16 protein-coding genes and 1 riboswitch are annotated in these 14,295 nt (G+C 71.7%); of the genes, 5 read left to right on the top strand and 11 right to left on the bottom strand.

Features of this window, described 5'->3' with window-relative positions; genetic code table 11:
• Positions 1–155: 155 nt before the first annotated feature.
• The 9 genes from AB0M35_RS25360 to AB0M35_RS25320 all read right to left on the bottom strand — a co-directional run bounded on the left by AB0M35_RS25360 (position 156) and on the right by AB0M35_RS25320 (position 7,177).
• Positions 156–1,178, bottom strand: coding sequence for a serine hydrolase (locus AB0M35_RS25360; protein WP_363748395.1), 1,023 nt, complete (start codon positions 1,176–1,178; stop codon positions 156–158).
• A gap of 110 nt (positions 1,179–1,288) precedes the next feature.
• On the bottom strand, positions 1,289–2,035 hold the full coding sequence (locus AB0M35_RS25355; RefSeq protein ID WP_363748393.1) for a methyltransferase domain-containing protein: 747 nt from the start codon (positions 2,033–2,035) through the stop codon (positions 1,289–1,291).
• Positions 2,036–2,119: 84 nt separating this feature from the next.
• Positions 2,120–2,485, bottom strand: a complete 366-nt coding sequence (locus AB0M35_RS25350) for a hypothetical protein (protein ID WP_363748392.1) — start codon at positions 2,483–2,485, stop codon at positions 2,120–2,122.
• Complete coding sequence (locus AB0M35_RS25345; protein ID WP_363748390.1) at positions 2,469–3,251, bottom strand: urease accessory protein UreD; 783 nt, start codon at positions 3,249–3,251, stop codon at positions 2,469–2,471. The genes AB0M35_RS25350 and AB0M35_RS25345 overlap by 17 nt, the downstream gene beginning before the upstream one ends.
• The gene (gene ureG, locus AB0M35_RS25340; protein WP_363748389.1) at positions 3,251–3,973 is read right to left on the bottom strand and encodes an urease accessory protein UreG; all 723 of its coding nucleotides are present in this window, start codon (positions 3,971–3,973) and stop codon (positions 3,251–3,253) included. The genes AB0M35_RS25345 and ureG overlap by 1 nt, the downstream gene beginning before the upstream one ends.
• Entirely contained in the window at positions 3,963–4,763 is an 801-nt protein-coding gene (locus AB0M35_RS25335; protein WP_363748387.1) for an urease accessory UreF family protein, read from the bottom strand. The genes ureG and AB0M35_RS25335 overlap by 11 nt, the downstream gene beginning before the upstream one ends.
• Positions 4,763–6,466 carry an urease subunit alpha gene (locus AB0M35_RS25330; RefSeq protein WP_363748386.1) on the bottom strand — a complete coding sequence of 568 codons (1,704 nt, stop codon included), beginning with the start codon at positions 6,464–6,466 and terminating at the stop codon, positions 4,763–4,765. Before AB0M35_RS25330 ends, AB0M35_RS25335 begins: the two co-directional genes overlap by 1 nt.
• Positions 6,467–6,542: 76 nt before the next feature.
• On the bottom strand, positions 6,543–6,878 hold the full coding sequence (locus tag AB0M35_RS25325) for an urease subunit beta (protein ID WP_363748384.1): 336 nt from the start codon (positions 6,876–6,878) through the stop codon (positions 6,543–6,545).
• Positions 6,875–7,177 (bottom strand): urease subunit gamma, encoded by a 303-nt coding sequence (locus AB0M35_RS25320; RefSeq protein ID WP_363748382.1) that lies wholly within the window; start codon positions 7,175–7,177, stop codon positions 6,875–6,877. The genes AB0M35_RS25325 and AB0M35_RS25320 overlap by 4 nt, the downstream gene beginning before the upstream one ends.
• Positions 7,178–7,457: 280 nt before the next feature.
• On the opposite strand from AB0M35_RS25320, the gene AB0M35_RS25315 reads away from it, so the two are divergent.
• The 5 genes from AB0M35_RS25315 (at position 7,458) to AB0M35_RS25295 (ending at position 11,424) form a co-directional block, all read left to right on the top strand.
• Positions 7,458–7,835: a PadR family transcriptional regulator gene (locus AB0M35_RS25315; RefSeq protein ID WP_363748381.1), complete on the top strand. Its 378-nt coding sequence runs from the start codon at positions 7,458–7,460 to the stop codon at positions 7,833–7,835.
• A 2-nt stretch (positions 7,836–7,837) separates the two neighbouring features.
• Entirely contained in the window at positions 7,838–8,527 is a 690-nt protein-coding gene (locus AB0M35_RS25310; RefSeq protein ID WP_363748380.1) for a hypothetical protein, read from the top strand.
• Positions 8,528–8,611: 84 nt separating this feature from the next.
• Positions 8,612–8,723: riboswitch (SAM riboswitch) on the top strand.
• 284 nt (positions 8,724–9,007) lie between these two features.
• Positions 9,008–9,877 (top strand): ABC transporter substrate-binding protein, encoded by an 870-nt coding sequence (locus AB0M35_RS25305; RefSeq protein ID WP_363748379.1) that lies wholly within the window; start codon positions 9,008–9,010, stop codon positions 9,875–9,877.
• 36 nt (positions 9,878–9,913) lie between these two features.
• On the top strand, positions 9,914–10,696 hold the full coding sequence (locus AB0M35_RS25300) for an amino acid ABC transporter permease (protein ID WP_363748377.1): 783 nt from the start codon (positions 9,914–9,916) through the stop codon (positions 10,694–10,696).
• Positions 10,693–11,424 carry an amino acid ABC transporter ATP-binding protein gene (locus AB0M35_RS25295; protein ID WP_363748375.1) on the top strand — a complete coding sequence of 244 codons (732 nt, stop codon included), beginning with the start codon at positions 10,693–10,695 and terminating at the stop codon, positions 11,422–11,424. Before AB0M35_RS25300 ends, AB0M35_RS25295 begins: the two co-directional genes overlap by 4 nt.
• 25 nt (positions 11,425–11,449) lie before the next feature.
• Here AB0M35_RS25295 and AB0M35_RS25290 read toward each other — a convergent pair whose 3' ends face one another.
• Together AB0M35_RS25290 and AB0M35_RS25285 are read right to left on the bottom strand one after the other, a co-directional pair.
• On the bottom strand, positions 11,450–11,965 hold the full coding sequence (locus tag AB0M35_RS25290) for a hypothetical protein (RefSeq protein WP_363748373.1): 516 nt from the start codon (positions 11,963–11,965) through the stop codon (positions 11,450–11,452).
• A gap of 139 nt (positions 11,966–12,104) precedes the next feature.
• On the bottom strand, positions 12,105–14,288 hold the full coding sequence (locus AB0M35_RS25285) for a BTAD domain-containing putative transcriptional regulator (RefSeq protein WP_363748371.1): 2,184 nt from the start codon (positions 14,286–14,288) through the stop codon (positions 12,105–12,107).
• Positions 14,289–14,295: the final 7 nt, after the last annotated feature.

Here is a 14,295-nt window from a genome sequence, read left to right as displayed (position 1 = left end):
CCAGATCTTGCATGAGTCACTCGTAGCTCACCGACGTCGAACCCTACCGACACCAACTCCTCCCGGAACCGGCCCACCTATAGAAGCGTCGACGGGGGCAGGGGTGAGGGGGTGAGGGCGGGCGGGGCGCGGGTGGGGGTAAAGGGTGGGGTGGGTCAGCCGCCGTTGACGGGGTGGAAGCGGGGGATGGAGTGGGGGGAGCGGGGGGTGGGGTTGGTGATCGGGGAGATGGCGTTGAACATGGTCCGGCCGAGGGACGCGTGGGCGCGTACGGCCGGGTGGGTGCCGCCGTAGTTGTCCAGGTCGCCGAGGGAGTCGGCGAAGAACGCGTAGGTCAGCGTCGGTGCGCCGGTCGGGTCGAACATGATGCCGACCTCGTGCCGGGCGGCGCCGAGCGAGTCGTAGTCCGCGCCGTACTTGGTGGCGACCCGGCTGCGCTCGGCGGAGGACATGTCGCGGCGGATCCCGTCGTGGTAGCCGTTGATCCAGCGCAGGATGCCGAGCAGGAAGTCGCTGGACCGGGTGGACAGCAGCGTCTTGTTGGCCAGCCGCCACAGTAGATCGTGGGTCTCCCGTGCGGTGGTCACACCGAGGAAGAACCGGTTCGGGTTGGCCACCGGTTCCACCCGGGTGTGGGTGAAGCCCTTCGCCGCGAGGATCTCGTTGATCTCCAGCGCCGGCACCACCCGGCCACACATCCGTACGGCGGTGTTGTCGGAGACGAGCAGCAGCGCGGTGAGGAAGTTCGCCACGGTGATCTCGTCACCCCAGACCGTGTGCAGGAAGTAGATCCCACTGCCGCCGAGGATGATGTCGCCGGTCAGATCCAGGCGCTGACCGAGCGACAGTTCACCACGGTCGATCTTGTCCATCACGGCCACCGCAACCGCGAGCTTCTGCACGCTGTAGCCATGGGTCACCCGGTCGGCGTCGTCGTCCACGACGACGTCGAGCCCGCCGGCGGCCCGCACCATCGCGACGTGGGAGTGCCACACGCCCCCGGCCTGCGTCTTCTCACGCCGGTACGCACGCCGGATCACCTGCGACGCCGGCAGTGCGCCGGCCGACGAAACCCCGCCGGCGCCGGATGCCGCCGTGGCACTGCGCGGTGTCGCCACCAGCGCCGCCGCTGCCGCGCCGATCCCGATCGCGACCCGTCGACTCATTTGATCGGCCATTCGCCACTCCCCTGCCTCGCGGTCCGGCCGGCGTGTGCCGGCACCGGACACACGGTGCCATACCGCCTGATCCCGCGCAGGCCCGGCGGGTCAGCGGAGGGGCAGGCGAGTCAGCGGCGGATCAGAGCGAAGACGCCCCAGCCCAGGTACTCGCGGCCATAGCGCACATAGCGCAGCGGATTCTCGGTCAGCTCCTGGCGCAGTTCGTCGGCGAGCGGGTCGTCCGGATTGTCGTCCAACCAGCGGCGCACGTTGAGCCAGTGTGCCGCGGCATAGCGGTCCCAGCTGTCCTGGTCGGCCAGCACCATCTCGACCAGGTCCCAACCCTGTTCACCGAAGAGACCGACCAGGCCGGGCAGGTCGCGGAAGTCGTACCGGATGGTGGCGTGGCAGCCTTCGACGGTCGCCTGGTCGGGTGGATCGATTCGCCAGTACGGCTCGCCGACCAGCGCCATCCCACCTGGACGCAGGCACCGGGCCAGGATCTCCAGAGTGCCGGCGACCCCGCCGCCGATCCAGGTGGCACCGACGCACGCCGCCACGTCCACCGGCGCGTCGGAAACGTACGCAGCGGCGTCACCGTGCACGAACCGGACCCGGTCGGCCACCCCCAACTCGGCCGCCCGCTCTGCAGCGGCGGCGGTGAAGGCGGTGCTGATGTCGACGCCGGTGCCGACCACACCGTGGTCACGCGCCCAGGTGCAGAGCAGTTCGCCCTTGCCGCTGCACAGATCGAGGATCGAGGTGCCCGGTGCGAGTTTCAGTGCCCGGCCCAGGGTGGCCAACTTGCCGGCGTCGAACGGGTTGAGGATGCGCAGGTCACCCTCCCGGATGACGAAACTTCGCGGCAGGTCCATACACCGGCACGCTAACCGCCCGCACCCCCGGCGCCAATCAGATTAGCCCCGGCACGTCCGGGTCGGCAGGGGCGTCGGCGATGGTCAGGCCCTGGGCGGCGAGGTCGGCGATCCGATGTGGAGGTCTGTCAGGCCCGGATCGACGCGCAGGCCGAAATCCTGCTGCCCCAGCCAGTCCAGCCGGGTGGAGGTCTGCTCGGCGTGCTCGGTCAGCAGCAGCCGGACCCGGTACGCGGCCAGCAGCAGCGCCTGTAACGAGTCCACGCCGAACGCGGTCTGCACCGGGCCGTCATCCAGCCCCTCGATCTGGAACGGGCAGCACCAGTCGCCATTTGGCGACAACGGGTCGGGGTGCGGCTTTCCGAAGCGGATCACCAGCTCGGACGTGGCGTCGTTCGGGCCGATCACCGCGATGCGCCGTTCGGCGACGACCTCACCCAGTTCGGGCAACCTCGTTCTCCTCTCTCCCGGCCGAAGCCGCGATGGTACCCATCCCGTTGTCCGGTTCGAGGTACGCCCGCAGGGTGTGCGCGTCGGGCGCGGTGGCGGTCCACAGGGTCGCCGGCCCACCGGCCAGCGGCAACCGGGCGACCGTGTCCCGTACCGCCGGTGCTTCGGCGGGTCGGGTCGGATCGACCACCAGCAGCGAGCCGGTGGCCTGCGCACCGCCGAGCACCGCCGGGCCGGCCCAGCCGGGCGCGTACGGCCCGACCGTCAACGACTGGCGCAGCAGTGGACGGCCGGCGAGGTCGACCCAGGTGTTGATCTCGGCGTGGCCGGGCTGCTCACCGTGCCGGCCGCAGATCAGTTCGTCCCGCCAGTGCAGGGTGCCGCCTTCGGCGATCTGCACCTGGGCATCGGCGACGTGCGCGCAGCCGGCCGCGGCGACCAGTTGCTCCGGCAGCCAGTGCAGGACGGCGTCCGCCTCGATGGTCGCCCGTACCAGCATTCGGGAGACCGCGCCAGGACGGCCCGGCAGGGCGATGGACGCGGCGACCGTCTGCACGCGTACCACCGCACCGGGGCCGACCTCGACGTCCAGCCGCAGGTCGTCGCCGGCGAGCGGACCGGCCGCGCCGCCGACGACGTACACCGTGACGCCACCATCCGGGGCTGGGACCTGGCGCAGCAGCAGCGGGCTCTCGCCACGCAGTTCGGCCAGGGTGGTGCGGCCCTGCGGGTCGACGCGGGCCACCAGCCGGGCGGTGGCCCGCATCAGGCCTGCCCGGCGGGAGCCGCGGTCGACGCCCGGTGGTGGGCCAGTTCGTGACGGATCCACGCGGCGACCCGGGTGGCGAGGGGATCCTCGGTGATGGACTGGAACACGGTGGGCAGGGTGCCGCGCCGGGCGCGGGCGTCGCGGTCCATCACGGACAGGTCCGCGCCGACCATCGGCGCCAGGTCCGTCTTGTTGATCACCAGGAGGTCGGCGGCGGTCACCCCCGGCCCGCCCTTGCGTGGCACCTTGTCCCCGCCGGCCACGTCGACCACGAAGATCTGCCGGTCGACCAGTCCCCGGCTGAAGGTGGCGGTGAGGTTGTCGCCGCCGCTCTCCACCAGCACCAGGTCCAGCGGACCCAGCGTCTCGGCCAGTTCGTCGACCGCGTCGAGGTTGGCGCCGATGTCGTCGCGGATGGCGGTGTGCGGGCAGCAACCGGTCTCCACCGCGCGGATCCGGGCCGGGTCGAGCACCCCGGCCCGTTTGAGGAAGTCGGCGTCCTCGGTGGTGTAGATGTCGTTGGTCACCACGCCGAGACGCAGTTCGTCGGCGAACGCCCGGCACAGCGCGGCGACCAGGGCGGTCTTGCCGGAGCCGACCGGGCCGCCGATTCCGACCCGCAGCGCCCGGACGGCGGTGGGCAGCGGGGCGTGCGGGTCGACCCCCGGTTCGGGATGGGTGTGGGGAACGGACTCGTCGTGGTCGATTTCAGGACGCAAAGAGACGCACCTCCCAGGTGGCGTGAGCTTCGGCGTGGATGTCGGCCAGTGGCGCGGCGGCGGCGGGTAGCCGCTGCGGTGGTTGTTCGGCGGCCCGCGCCGCTTGGGTCGCGGTGGCGTCGCAGGCGTCGGCGAGCCGCACCAGCAGCGCCTGCACCTGGTACGGATCGAGGCCGAGCAGGCGTACGGCGGCGCTGGCCGACCCGGTCACCGTCGCGTGCACGGCGACCGTGGCGACCTGGGCCGGGTCGAGGCCGGCGACGGCACCGACCAGCCCGAGGACGAGCGGTTGGTGCGGGCCGCCCGGTGTGGCGGGCAGGTCGTCGAAGGCGGCGTCGGGCCAGATCGCCCGGCCGGCCCTCAGCAGTGCGCGGCCCTGCCGGCGGGACACCGCCCGCTGGGCCGGCGAGGCGGTACGGGCGTCCAGTTCCGCGTCGAGCCGGGCGAGCGCCAGCCGCCGACGATCGACGTCGTCCGGTCCCGACGACAGCGGGGACTGGTCAGGCCCCGACGGCGGGAACTGGTCAGGCTCCGACGGCGGGGACTGGTCAGGCTCCGACGGCGGGGACTGGTCGGGTCGCGGCAGAGCAGCCGCCCGTCGGGCCGCCGCCGCGAACGTCGCCGCGACCAGCCCGGCGGTGGCCAGCCGGCCGCGCAGGTACTCCCCCAACGTCGTCAGGTCGGTCACCCGCCCGGCCGCGACGGCCGCCTCCAGACCGGACGAGTGGGCGTGCGCCCCGGCCGGGAACCGCCCGTCGGCGACCAGCAGCAGGATCGTCGGTACGGCCATCAGAACAGGAAGTACCGCTGGGCCATGGGCAGTTCGGTGACCGGGTCGGGTTCGACCACCTCCCCGTCGATGCGCACCGTGAACGTGTCCGGATCGACCTCGATGCGCGGCAGGGCGTTGTTCTGCGGCAGGTCGGCCTTGCCGCGCGACCGCACGTCGGCCACCGGCACCACCCGGCGCCGCACGTCGAGACGCAGCCCGGCCTCCAGCGCCGCCGGGGCCACGAACGCCAAACTGGTGGCGGCCGCCGCGCCGCCGTAGGCGCCGAACATCGGCCGGGGCAGCATCGGCTGCGGGGTGGGGATCGAGGCGTTCGCATCCCCCATCTGCGCGTACGCGATCATGCCGCCCTTGATGACCAGGTGCGGACGTACGCCGAAGAACGCCGGTTCCCAGAGCACCAGGTCGGCGAGTTTGCCCGGCTCCACCGAGCCGATCTCGTGGTCGAGGCCGTTGGCCATGGCCGCGCAGATGGTGTATTTCGCCACGTACCGCCGCGCCCGGTGGTTGTCGGCGGCGCCGTCACCCGGCAGTGCCCCCACCCGGGCCTTCATCACGTGCGCGCTCTGCCAGGTGCGCAGCACGACCTCCCCGACCCGGCCCATGGCCTGCGAGTCGGAGCCGATGATGGAGATCGCGCCGAGGTCGTGCAGCAGGTCTTCGGCGGCCATGGTGGACGGCCGGATCCGACTCTCGGCGAAGGCCAGGTCCTCCGGCACGGCCGGGTTCAGGTGGTGGCAGACCATCAGCATGTCGAGGTGCTCGGCGAGGGTGTTGCGGGTGTACGGGCGGGTCGGGTTGGTCGACGAGGGCAGCACGTTCGGCTCACCGGCGACGGTGATGATGTCCGGTGCGTGCCCGCCGCCGGCCCCCTCGGTGTGGTACGAGTGGATGGCCCGACCGCCGATCGCCCGCAGCGTGTCGGCGACGAACCCGGCCTCGTTGAGGGTGTCGGTGTGGATGGACACCTGCACGCCGGAGGCGTCCGCCACCCGCAGACAGGCGTCGATCGCGGCCGGGGTGGTGCCCCAGTCCTCGTGCAGTTTGAACCCGCCGGCCCCGGCCCGTAGTTGCTCCCACAACGCCTCGGTGGAGACGGTGTTGCCCTTGCCGAGCAGCAGCACGTTGACCGGGAACGCGTCGAGCGCCTCGTGCATCCGGGCCAGGTGCCAGGCGTTCGGGGTGACGGTGGTGGCTCGGGTGCCCTCGGCCGGCCCGGTGCCACCGCCGACCAGGGTGGTGACCCCGCCGGCGAGGGCCTCGGTGACGATCTGCGGGCAGATGAAGTGCACGTGGGTGTCGACCGCTCCCGCAGTGAGGATCCGGCCGTTGCCGGCGATCACCTCGGTCGCCGGACCGATCACCAGATCCGGGTGCACACCGTCCATGGTGTCCGGGTTGCCGGCCCGGCCCAGCGCCACGATCCGCCCGTCGCGCAGCCCCACGTCGGCCTTGACGATCCCCCAGTGGTCGAGCACCACCGCGCCGGTGATGACGGTGTCCAGGGCGCCCTCGGCCCGGGTGGTACGGGACTGGCCCATCGACTCGCGGATCACCTTGCCGCCACCGAAGACCGCCTCGTCGCCGCCGACACAGTGGTCGTGCTCGACCTCGATCAGCAGGTTCGTGTCGGCCAACCGGATCCGGTCACCCGTGGTCGGCCCGTACAGCGCGACGTAACGCTCTCGCTCGATCATGCTCATGACGGCACTCCGCTTCGCTGCGTGCCGCCATGAGGCTCGGCCGCACTGAGCTTGCTGATTCGCTCGCTGCGCTCGCTCATGCCGCTCCCCCCGTCACCGGCCCGACGTCAAGCGCCCCGCCACACTCGCCGCGCAGACCGGGCACGATCCGGGCACCACCCAACGGCACCAGGTCGACGTTGCGGCTCACCCCCGGTTCGAAGCGCACCGACGTGCCCGCCGGCACGGCCAACCGCTGCCCCCACGCGGTGTCCCGGTCGAAGTGCAGCGCGGGGTTGGCCTCGGCGAAGTGGTAGTGCGAGCCGACCTGCACCGGCCGGTCGCCGGTGTTGACCACCAGCAGCGTGGTCACCGGCCGTCCGACATTGATCTCCACCGGTCCGGCGGCCGGCAGGATCTCCCCCGGGATCACGGGATCGGGTGGTGCACCGTCACCAACTTGGTGCCGTCCGGGAACGTCGCCTCCACCTGCACCTCCCCCAGCAACTCGGGGATGCCGTCCTGCACGTCGGCGCGGGTCAGCACGGTACGGCCGGCGGACATCAGGTCGACCACGGAGCGCCCGTCGCGGGCACCTTCGAGCAGGAAGGCGGTGATCACCGCGACGGCTTCGGGATAGTTCAGACGCAGGCCGCGTTCGCGGCGGCGCTGGGCGACGTCGGCCGCCACGTGGACGAGCAGACGATCCTGCTCATGGGGAGTGAGATACAAGGGTGGCTCCCGGTGGGTGTCCGCGCCCCGTCCACCGCCGGCTCCGACGCCTCGACGCGCCGTCCCACGGTTCGGGGCTCGCCCGCCGGTGCCCGCCATGTGTGCGGGCCTCGGGAGTTCCACCCTCCCGGCCCACCTGGCGAGGCACCGACGGTGGCTTCTCGGATGCGGACCGCACCGCCCACCGCTGAGCAGACCGTAAGGGATCGCACGGCCGTCGGCAACACCGCTACCGACTTCGGTATATCGCGACGTCGAATAGCGCAGTATTATGTCTCGCATGGTACTGGCAGAAGGCCAACCCACCGACGACAACGACCGCCAGACCCAGCTTCTGCGCGGCGTGCTGGACATGTGCCTGCTGGCACTGCTGTCCCGCGAACCCGCCCACGGTTACGAGCTGGTGCGGCGGATGGAGTCGGCCGGCTTCAACACGATCAGCTACGGCACCATCTATCCGCTGCTGACCCGGATGCGCCGCCTCGGCCTCGTCGCCGACGAACAGCAGATCAGTCCGACCGGCCCACCCCGCAAGGTGTACGCGCTGACCGAGGCCGGACGCGCTCGCCTCGATGCCTGGCAGAACCAGTGGACCCGCTTCGCCGGCACCGTCGACGCCATCCTCGTCCCAACCGACCACAGCCCGTCCAGGAGTTGACCGTGGAGACCATCGACAGCGTCCTGTCCGAGGCCGACCGTGCATGGCGGGCCTACGGCATCAGTTCGACCGACCGACGGGTACTCGCCGCCGACCTGCGCCTCGACCTGGCCGCAGCGGCCGCCGACGGGGGCGACCCGGTGCAGTTGGTCGGCGGTGACGTGGCCGGCTTCGCCCGGCGGCTCGCCGACGAGGCCGGTGTCCGGCGCGTACGCCCGGAATACCGCCGTCTCCTCCTGACCGCGTTGGCCGGTGCCCTGCTCGGCAGCCTGCTCGGCGCCGGCATCTTCAGAGCGCTGTATCCGGTGCTCGTCAATATGATCGACATCCCCCGTTCGATCGACGTACCGGTCCAGGTCGCAGTCGTCGTCTACTACGGAGTGCCAGCCGCCGTGGTGGTGGCCGGAGCGGTCACCGCGGTTCGGCTCCGGCTGCGCGACCTGCCCCAGATCCGGAGAACCGCCCTGATGATGAGCCTGCTGCTGCCGGCAGCCGGCATCGTCGTCACCCCGATCACCATGGCGTACGCCTGGTCCACCAACTACAGCACCGCGCCGGAGGTCCTGGTCGTCGAGACTGTCATGGTGCTCGTCGCGCTCGCCGGCGCCACGGTGCTGGCCCGTCGCCTGTCGCTGCGCGAGCGCCGGCAGGCCACCGGCGCACCGCCCGATGTCGCGATCGAACCCGCCTGACGCCACCCCGGTCGACACGCACAGCGTGAGGGCCGTCATATCGGGTGGACGCTGCCCCCTCACCGGCTGCTAGCCTCGGCCGCAGGTCATGAGTGCCAGCGTGAAGCCCCGGCTTGCTGGCCGGCAACCCTCGTCCGCGCAGGGGTGCCCCGGGTGAGGACCAGGCACCGGCAAACCACCGGTGCAAGCGTGGCCTGGTTTCCAGGTCATCACGACCTTGAGGGAGACCCATGTCGTACCGCAGTCGATCCGCTCCCGTGGCGGCCTGCCTCGGCCTGACCCAACGCCGGCACGTCGACATGATGCGGGTTTGTAGCGCCGCGTGTAGCTGACCGCGCCGCCGCCGGTCACCGGGCCTTCGGGCCTCGGGTGACCGGGTCACCTCCCCCTCTGCCATCGGTTCATCCCAGCGGTCCGTCGCACGGCGGACCGTCGGTGCGGCACGTCCCGTGCCCGCCGCCGCTCATCCAGGAGACACCTGTGCGAATCCTTCCTGCCCTGACCCGGGTCGCCGCCGTCGGCGTCGCCGCCGCCCTCGCTGCCGTAACGCTGACCGCCTGCGGCTCGGACTCCACCGGCGATGCCGCCGACAACCCGTACAACCTGCTCCAGCCGGGAGTGCTGCGGGCCGGCACGCTCACCGACGCGCCGCCGAACGTGTATCTCAAGGACGGCAAGTTCACCGGGTTCGACAACGACCTGCTGGTCGCCGCCGCCGACAAGCTCGGGCTGCGGGTCGAGTTCGTCGGCACCGACTTCTCGGGCCTGCTCGCCCAGGTCAACAACCGCAAGTTCGACGTCGGCAGTTCCTCGATCACCATCACCGAGGCGCGGAAGAAGACCGTCGACTTCGGCAACGGCTACGACTTCGGCTACCTCGGCCTCAACGTGCCCGCCGGCTCGACGCTGAGCAGCTTCGCCGAACTGCCCGGCAAGCGGGTGGTGGTGGTGCAGGGCACCGTCCAGGACGATTACGCCACCACCAACGGCCTCGACCCGGTACGCGTGCCCGACTACAACGGCGCGCTCAACCAGCTCAAGGCGGGCACCGCGGACGCCTGGATCTCCCCGGCCGAGATCGGTGAGAAGACCGCCGCCGACAGCGGCGGCAAGATCACGGTGGCGGCGAAGGAACTCAGCCCGGCCCCCACGGCGTACGCCTTCGCCAAGGGCAACGACGCGCTACGTGAGGCGCTGAACAAGGCGCTGGACGAGGTCATCGCCGACGGCACCTGGACCCGGCTCAGCGAGCAGTACTACCCGGGTCGGGCGATCCCGGCCGACTTCACCCCGGGCAGCGGCACCGTGACCGCCCCGTCGGTGGCGCCCTCGGCGTCGGCCGCTTCCTGAATCAACACGACCAGCGAGCAGGGCGGAGGTTGACCCGTGGATCCGTTGCGCACCCTGTGGGAGACGTTCTTCGACTGGGATTCGATGCGCGAGGCGCTACCCGAAATGATCACTGTCGGGTTGCCGAACACGCTGATCCTGGCGGTCACCGCCGCCCTGCTCGGCTCGGCCCTGGGCATCGTGCTGGCCGTCGCGGGCATCTCGCGTACCCGCTGGTTGCGGTGGCCGGCCCGGGTCTACACCGACGTGTTCCGCGGCCTGCCGGCGGCGGCGACCATCCTGCTGATCGGGGTCGGCCTGGCCCCGCTCGGCATGCAGGTGTGGGGCCCCAACCCGTACCCGCTGGGCATCCTGGCGCTGTCGCTGATCGCGTCGGCGTACATCGGGGAGATCTTCCGCTCCGGCATCCAGTCGGTCGAGGCCACCCAGCTGGAGGCGGCCCGCGCGCTGGGCTTCTCCTGGGGCGAGGCGATGCGGAAGGTGATCATCCCGCAGGGCATCCGGCGGATCCTGCCGGCCTGGGTGAACCAGCTGATCGCCCTGATCAAGGACTCCAGCCTGGTCTACTTCCTCGGGCTGCTGGCCAGTCAACGGGAGCTGTTCCGGATCGGGCAGGACTACGCCGCCAACACCGGCAACCAGTCGGCACTGCTGCTGGCCGGGCTCTTCTACCTGGCGCTGACCGTGCCGCTGACGCACGCCGTCAACTGGATCGACCGGCGGCTACGACACGGCCGACCGGCCACCGCACCGGCGAACGACGACCCCGACGACCTCGACCTGGCGCTGCCCGGCGCCGCCGGAGGGAACCAACGATGAGCAGCTCGGTCAGTCTGAGCCTGCGCGACGTGCATCTGGCCTTCGGGCGTCACCAGGTGCTGCGCGGGGTGGACCTGGACGTGGCCCGGGGCGCGACGGCCTGCGTGATCGGCCCCTCCGGGTCGGGCAAGTCCACCCTGCTGCGTACCGTCAACCGGCTGTTGGAGCCGGATCGCGGGGACGTGCTGCTGGACGGGCGCAGCGTGCTGCGCGACGACCCGGACGCCCTGCGGCAGCGGATCGGCATGGTCTTCCAGCAGTTCAACCTTTTCCCGCACATGAGTGTGCTGCGCAACATCACTCTGGCGCTACGCCGCATCCGCAAGCTCGGTGAGGACGAGGCGGCGGCGGTGGCCCGCGAACACCTGGACCGGGTGGGACTGATTGCGAAGGCCGACGCCCGCCCGGCGCACCTGTCCGGTGGGCAGCAGCAGCGGGTCGCCATCGCCCGCGCGCTGGCCATGCAGCCGCAGGTGATGCTCTTCGACGAGGCCACCTCGGCGCTGGACCCGGAGTTGGTCAAGGGCGTCCTGGCGCTGATGGCGGACCTGTCGTCGCAGGGCATGACCATGGTCGTGGTGACCCACGAGATGGGCTTCGCCCGCCAGGTCGCCGACACGGTCGCGTTCATGGACGCCGGCGTGGTGCTGGAGGCCGGCACACCCGCAGCGCTCTTCGAGTCGGCCGAGCACCCCCGCCTGCGCCGCTTCCTCGCTCAGGTGCTCTGAGCCTGCCACGCGCACGCCCCGGTCGTCACTGTCCCGTCGGCAGCTGCCCGTCGAGTTCAGGGCAACGGGTCATGGTGTACTCCGACACCGGCGGCATCGCCGTCTTCAGCCCTTCCATGGTCTGACCGAGGCGGGCGTACGCCGCAGGGTCCTCGGGCATGCTCTTGCCCGAGGCGTCGATGGTCGCGGCGTAGAACTCGCCCAACGTCGCCACCTCGGCCTTGATCTCGGCCGGTGCCGCCGCCTTCAGCTCCTTCAGTCGGGTACGGGCCTGATCCAGCTCGGCCTTGCCCGCGCTCTCGGTGAACAGCGGGTCCATCGAGGTGGTGAAGGCCTGCACCGCGTCGCACCAGCGCTCCCCGTCACCCGACCCGGTGGTCTTCCCGCCGGCGCCCGGGTCGGCCGCCTTCCCGCCGTCGGCCTGACTCGTCGCACCCGGCGTGTCGGCCCCGCCCGAGGCGGAACCGTCCGGCTCGCTGGCACAGCCGGTCAGCAGGACACCGGCCGCGAGTACGACAAGCAGCCCCCGAATCCGTCTCATCGACTTCTCCTTCGACCTGTACAAGCTGACCGCCCCCGTCTTTGTCCGGCGTCACCCCCGGACCGGCACGCGCGACTTCGACGCCACGGTGGCCGTGTCCGGACATCGAGCAGTCTGGTCGGCGATCTTCGGGGGTGGTTCAGGAATTGTTCAGGCGGGTCCGAGCCGGCAGCGCAAGGGCGGCCGGTTCGACACCCATCTCACGCATCCGCGCGACGTAGTCCTGATAGCGCCGGTTGGCCTCACCGTGGCGGCCGGCGGACGACAGCGCACCGATCAACCCGAGGTGGGCCGGCTCGTCGTAACCGTCCTCGGCGACCAGGCGCAGATACCACCCGATCGCCGCGTCGGCGCGGTCCAGGTGCAGACACCGCTTCGCCAGCCGGTGGGTCACCTCGCGGTGCAGGGCGGACAGCAGGGCACGGGGACGCTGGACCGATGCTCCGACGATCTCGTCGTCGGCACAGAAGTCGCCGGTGTACATGGCCACCACCGTCTCCAGCCGACTCAGCAGCCGATCAACGGCCGCTGCGCCGGCCGCATCCACGATCACGTCCGGTGCCGCCGTCGTCGGGTCAGCGGTGTCGGCGACGACGGCCGCCCGGGCCGCGTCGTGGAAGCGCAACGCGTCGACCACCACGTGTGCCGGATTGAGCTGTACGGTCGCCGAATCGGTGACCAGGTAACGGTCCGCCGGATACCGCCGCTGCGGGTCGAGCACACCCCGCACAGTGGAGATCAGCACCGACAGGCGACGCAGCGCCACCTCGGCCGGGGCCTGCGGCCACAACGTGTCGGCCAGGGTCTCGCGGGCCACCGGCCTGCCAAGCTGCCCGGCCACCAGGTGCAGCAGATCGCGCGCCTTGCGGGACTGCCAACTGCCGGCCGGCACGGGTTCTCCGGCCAGCAGCACCGCGAACTGGCCCAGGGTCTGGACCTCCACCTCTGCGACCGGCGCCGGCCCGATCGCCGCCAACGGTCCGGCGACATGCCAACCGCCTTCCTGTACGCCGATGCTGCGCAGCCGCTCGTACGCGATCCGCTCCGCCACCCGGTCGCCGGCGAGCCGAGCCTGGAGCAGGGCGTTGGTGGCGAGCGCGAACTCGTTGCCGAGTTCAGCCCAGATCGTCGCCGCCTCGACCAGGTCGGCGAGCAGCCGGCGTACCGCCCGGGGCACGATCGCCTCGGGGCTGGCGCGGTGGGCGGAAAGCGTGACGAGTTCCATCGCCTCGGCCAGGCCCGCAGGATCCCGACGGCGACCGGCCTCGGCGCGGACCTGTTCGCCGTACCGAAGGGCCGTCTGTGGGTCCCCGGAGCAGAGGGCGACCCAGCCCGCGGCCAGTTCGGCGACGGTGGGCCCGGCGGAGCTGGGCATCGACAGGGCGCGCTCGGCGTGGCGGGTCGCTGCCGGCGGATCGTCGGCGTAGCTGAGCCGGGCGAGTCCCGCACACGCCTCGACCAGTACCTGCGCGTTGCCGTCCGGCTCCCCCATGGCCAGGGCCGCCCGGTAGGCGGCCACCGCCTGGTGGGTCGCCCCCCGCACCCGGTGCACCCGAGCGGTCAGCGTCAATCCGAAGGCCGCCAGCGGGGACCCGGCCCGCTGCCATCGGGCCAACGCCTCATCGGCGTCGGAGCGGGCGCGACGCAGGTCGCCCAGCCCCAACCAGGCCTCCGCCCGGTTGTGCAACGCCAACGCGAGCAGCATCTGGTGCCCGAGCAACTCGCCGAGCCGGACCGCCTCGTCAAGCTCCTCGACGGCCGATCGGTAGTGCCCTTCCTCGGTGAGCCTCGATCCGACGTTGCACCGGATCCGCAGTTGCTGCCCGAAGTCGCCGGCACGTTCGGCCGCCGCCAGGGCCTGGGCGTACGCGTGCTCGTTTCCCGCGCGGTCGCCGTCGCCGAACGCGGCCAACGCCTGCGCCAGATAGGCCGCCGCCATCGCGGCATCGTCCCCGCTGCGTTCCGCGGTCTGGACCGCGTCCATGGCCAGCCGTCGGGTACGCGTCTGGTCGCCCTTCGCCCAGCGGGTCGCGGCCCAGCCGGCGAGTACCTGGGCGTGGTCCGCCAGCGCCGACGGGTGCTGGTCCCCGAGGCCGAGATCGGCACGTCGATAACAGGCGTCGGCCGCGTCGAACCGGCCTCGCTGGTGCAGCAGCACCCCGAGGCGCCAGGCCAACCCGGCCGGCAACGGCAGGTCCGTCGGCACGGCCGCCAACTGGCGTAGGGCCTCGTCCTGGTGCCCCTGTCGGACGGCCGCCTCGATCGGGGTGAGCAGGTCACGCACCGGACCGCCCGTGCCGTGGTCTGAGCGTCCTCGTCCCACCTGGTCG

The organism is Micromonospora sp. NPDC051196 (assembly GCF_040682415.1).
GTDB lineage: Bacteria > Actinomycetota > Actinomycetes > Mycobacteriales > Micromonosporaceae > Micromonospora.
Note: the sequence above shows the minus strand (reverse complement) of the source record. Positions and strands in the feature narration are given on the sequence as shown.

Coding starts and splice junctions, on each gene's coding strand:
- AB0M35_RS25355 (WP_363748393.1), bottom strand. CDS start 2,035: ATGGACCTGCCGCGAAGTTTCGTCATCCGGGAGGGTGACCTGCGCATC.
- AB0M35_RS25360 (WP_363748395.1), bottom strand. CDS start 1,178: ATGGCCGATCAAATGAGTCGACGGGTCGCGATCGGGATCGGCGCGGCA.
- AB0M35_RS25295 (WP_363748375.1), top strand. CDS start 10,693: ATGAGCAGCTCGGTCAGTCTGAGCCTGCGCGACGTGCATCTGGCCTTC.
- AB0M35_RS25315 (WP_363748381.1), top strand. CDS start 7,458: ATGGTACTGGCAGAAGGCCAACCCACCGACGACAACGACCGCCAGACC.
- AB0M35_RS25330 (WP_363748386.1), bottom strand. CDS start 6,466: ATGAGCATGATCGAGCGAGAGCGTTACGTCGCGCTGTACGGGCCGACC.
- AB0M35_RS25345 (WP_363748390.1), bottom strand. CDS start 3,251: ATGCGGGCCACCGCCCGGCTGGTGGCCCGCGTCGACCCGCAGGGCCGC.
- AB0M35_RS25290 (WP_363748373.1), bottom strand. CDS start 11,965: ATGAGACGGATTCGGGGGCTGCTTGTCGTACTCGCGGCCGGTGTCCTG.
- AB0M35_RS25335 (WP_363748387.1), bottom strand. CDS start 4,763: ATGGCCGTACCGACGATCCTGCTGCTGGTCGCCGACGGGCGGTTCCCG.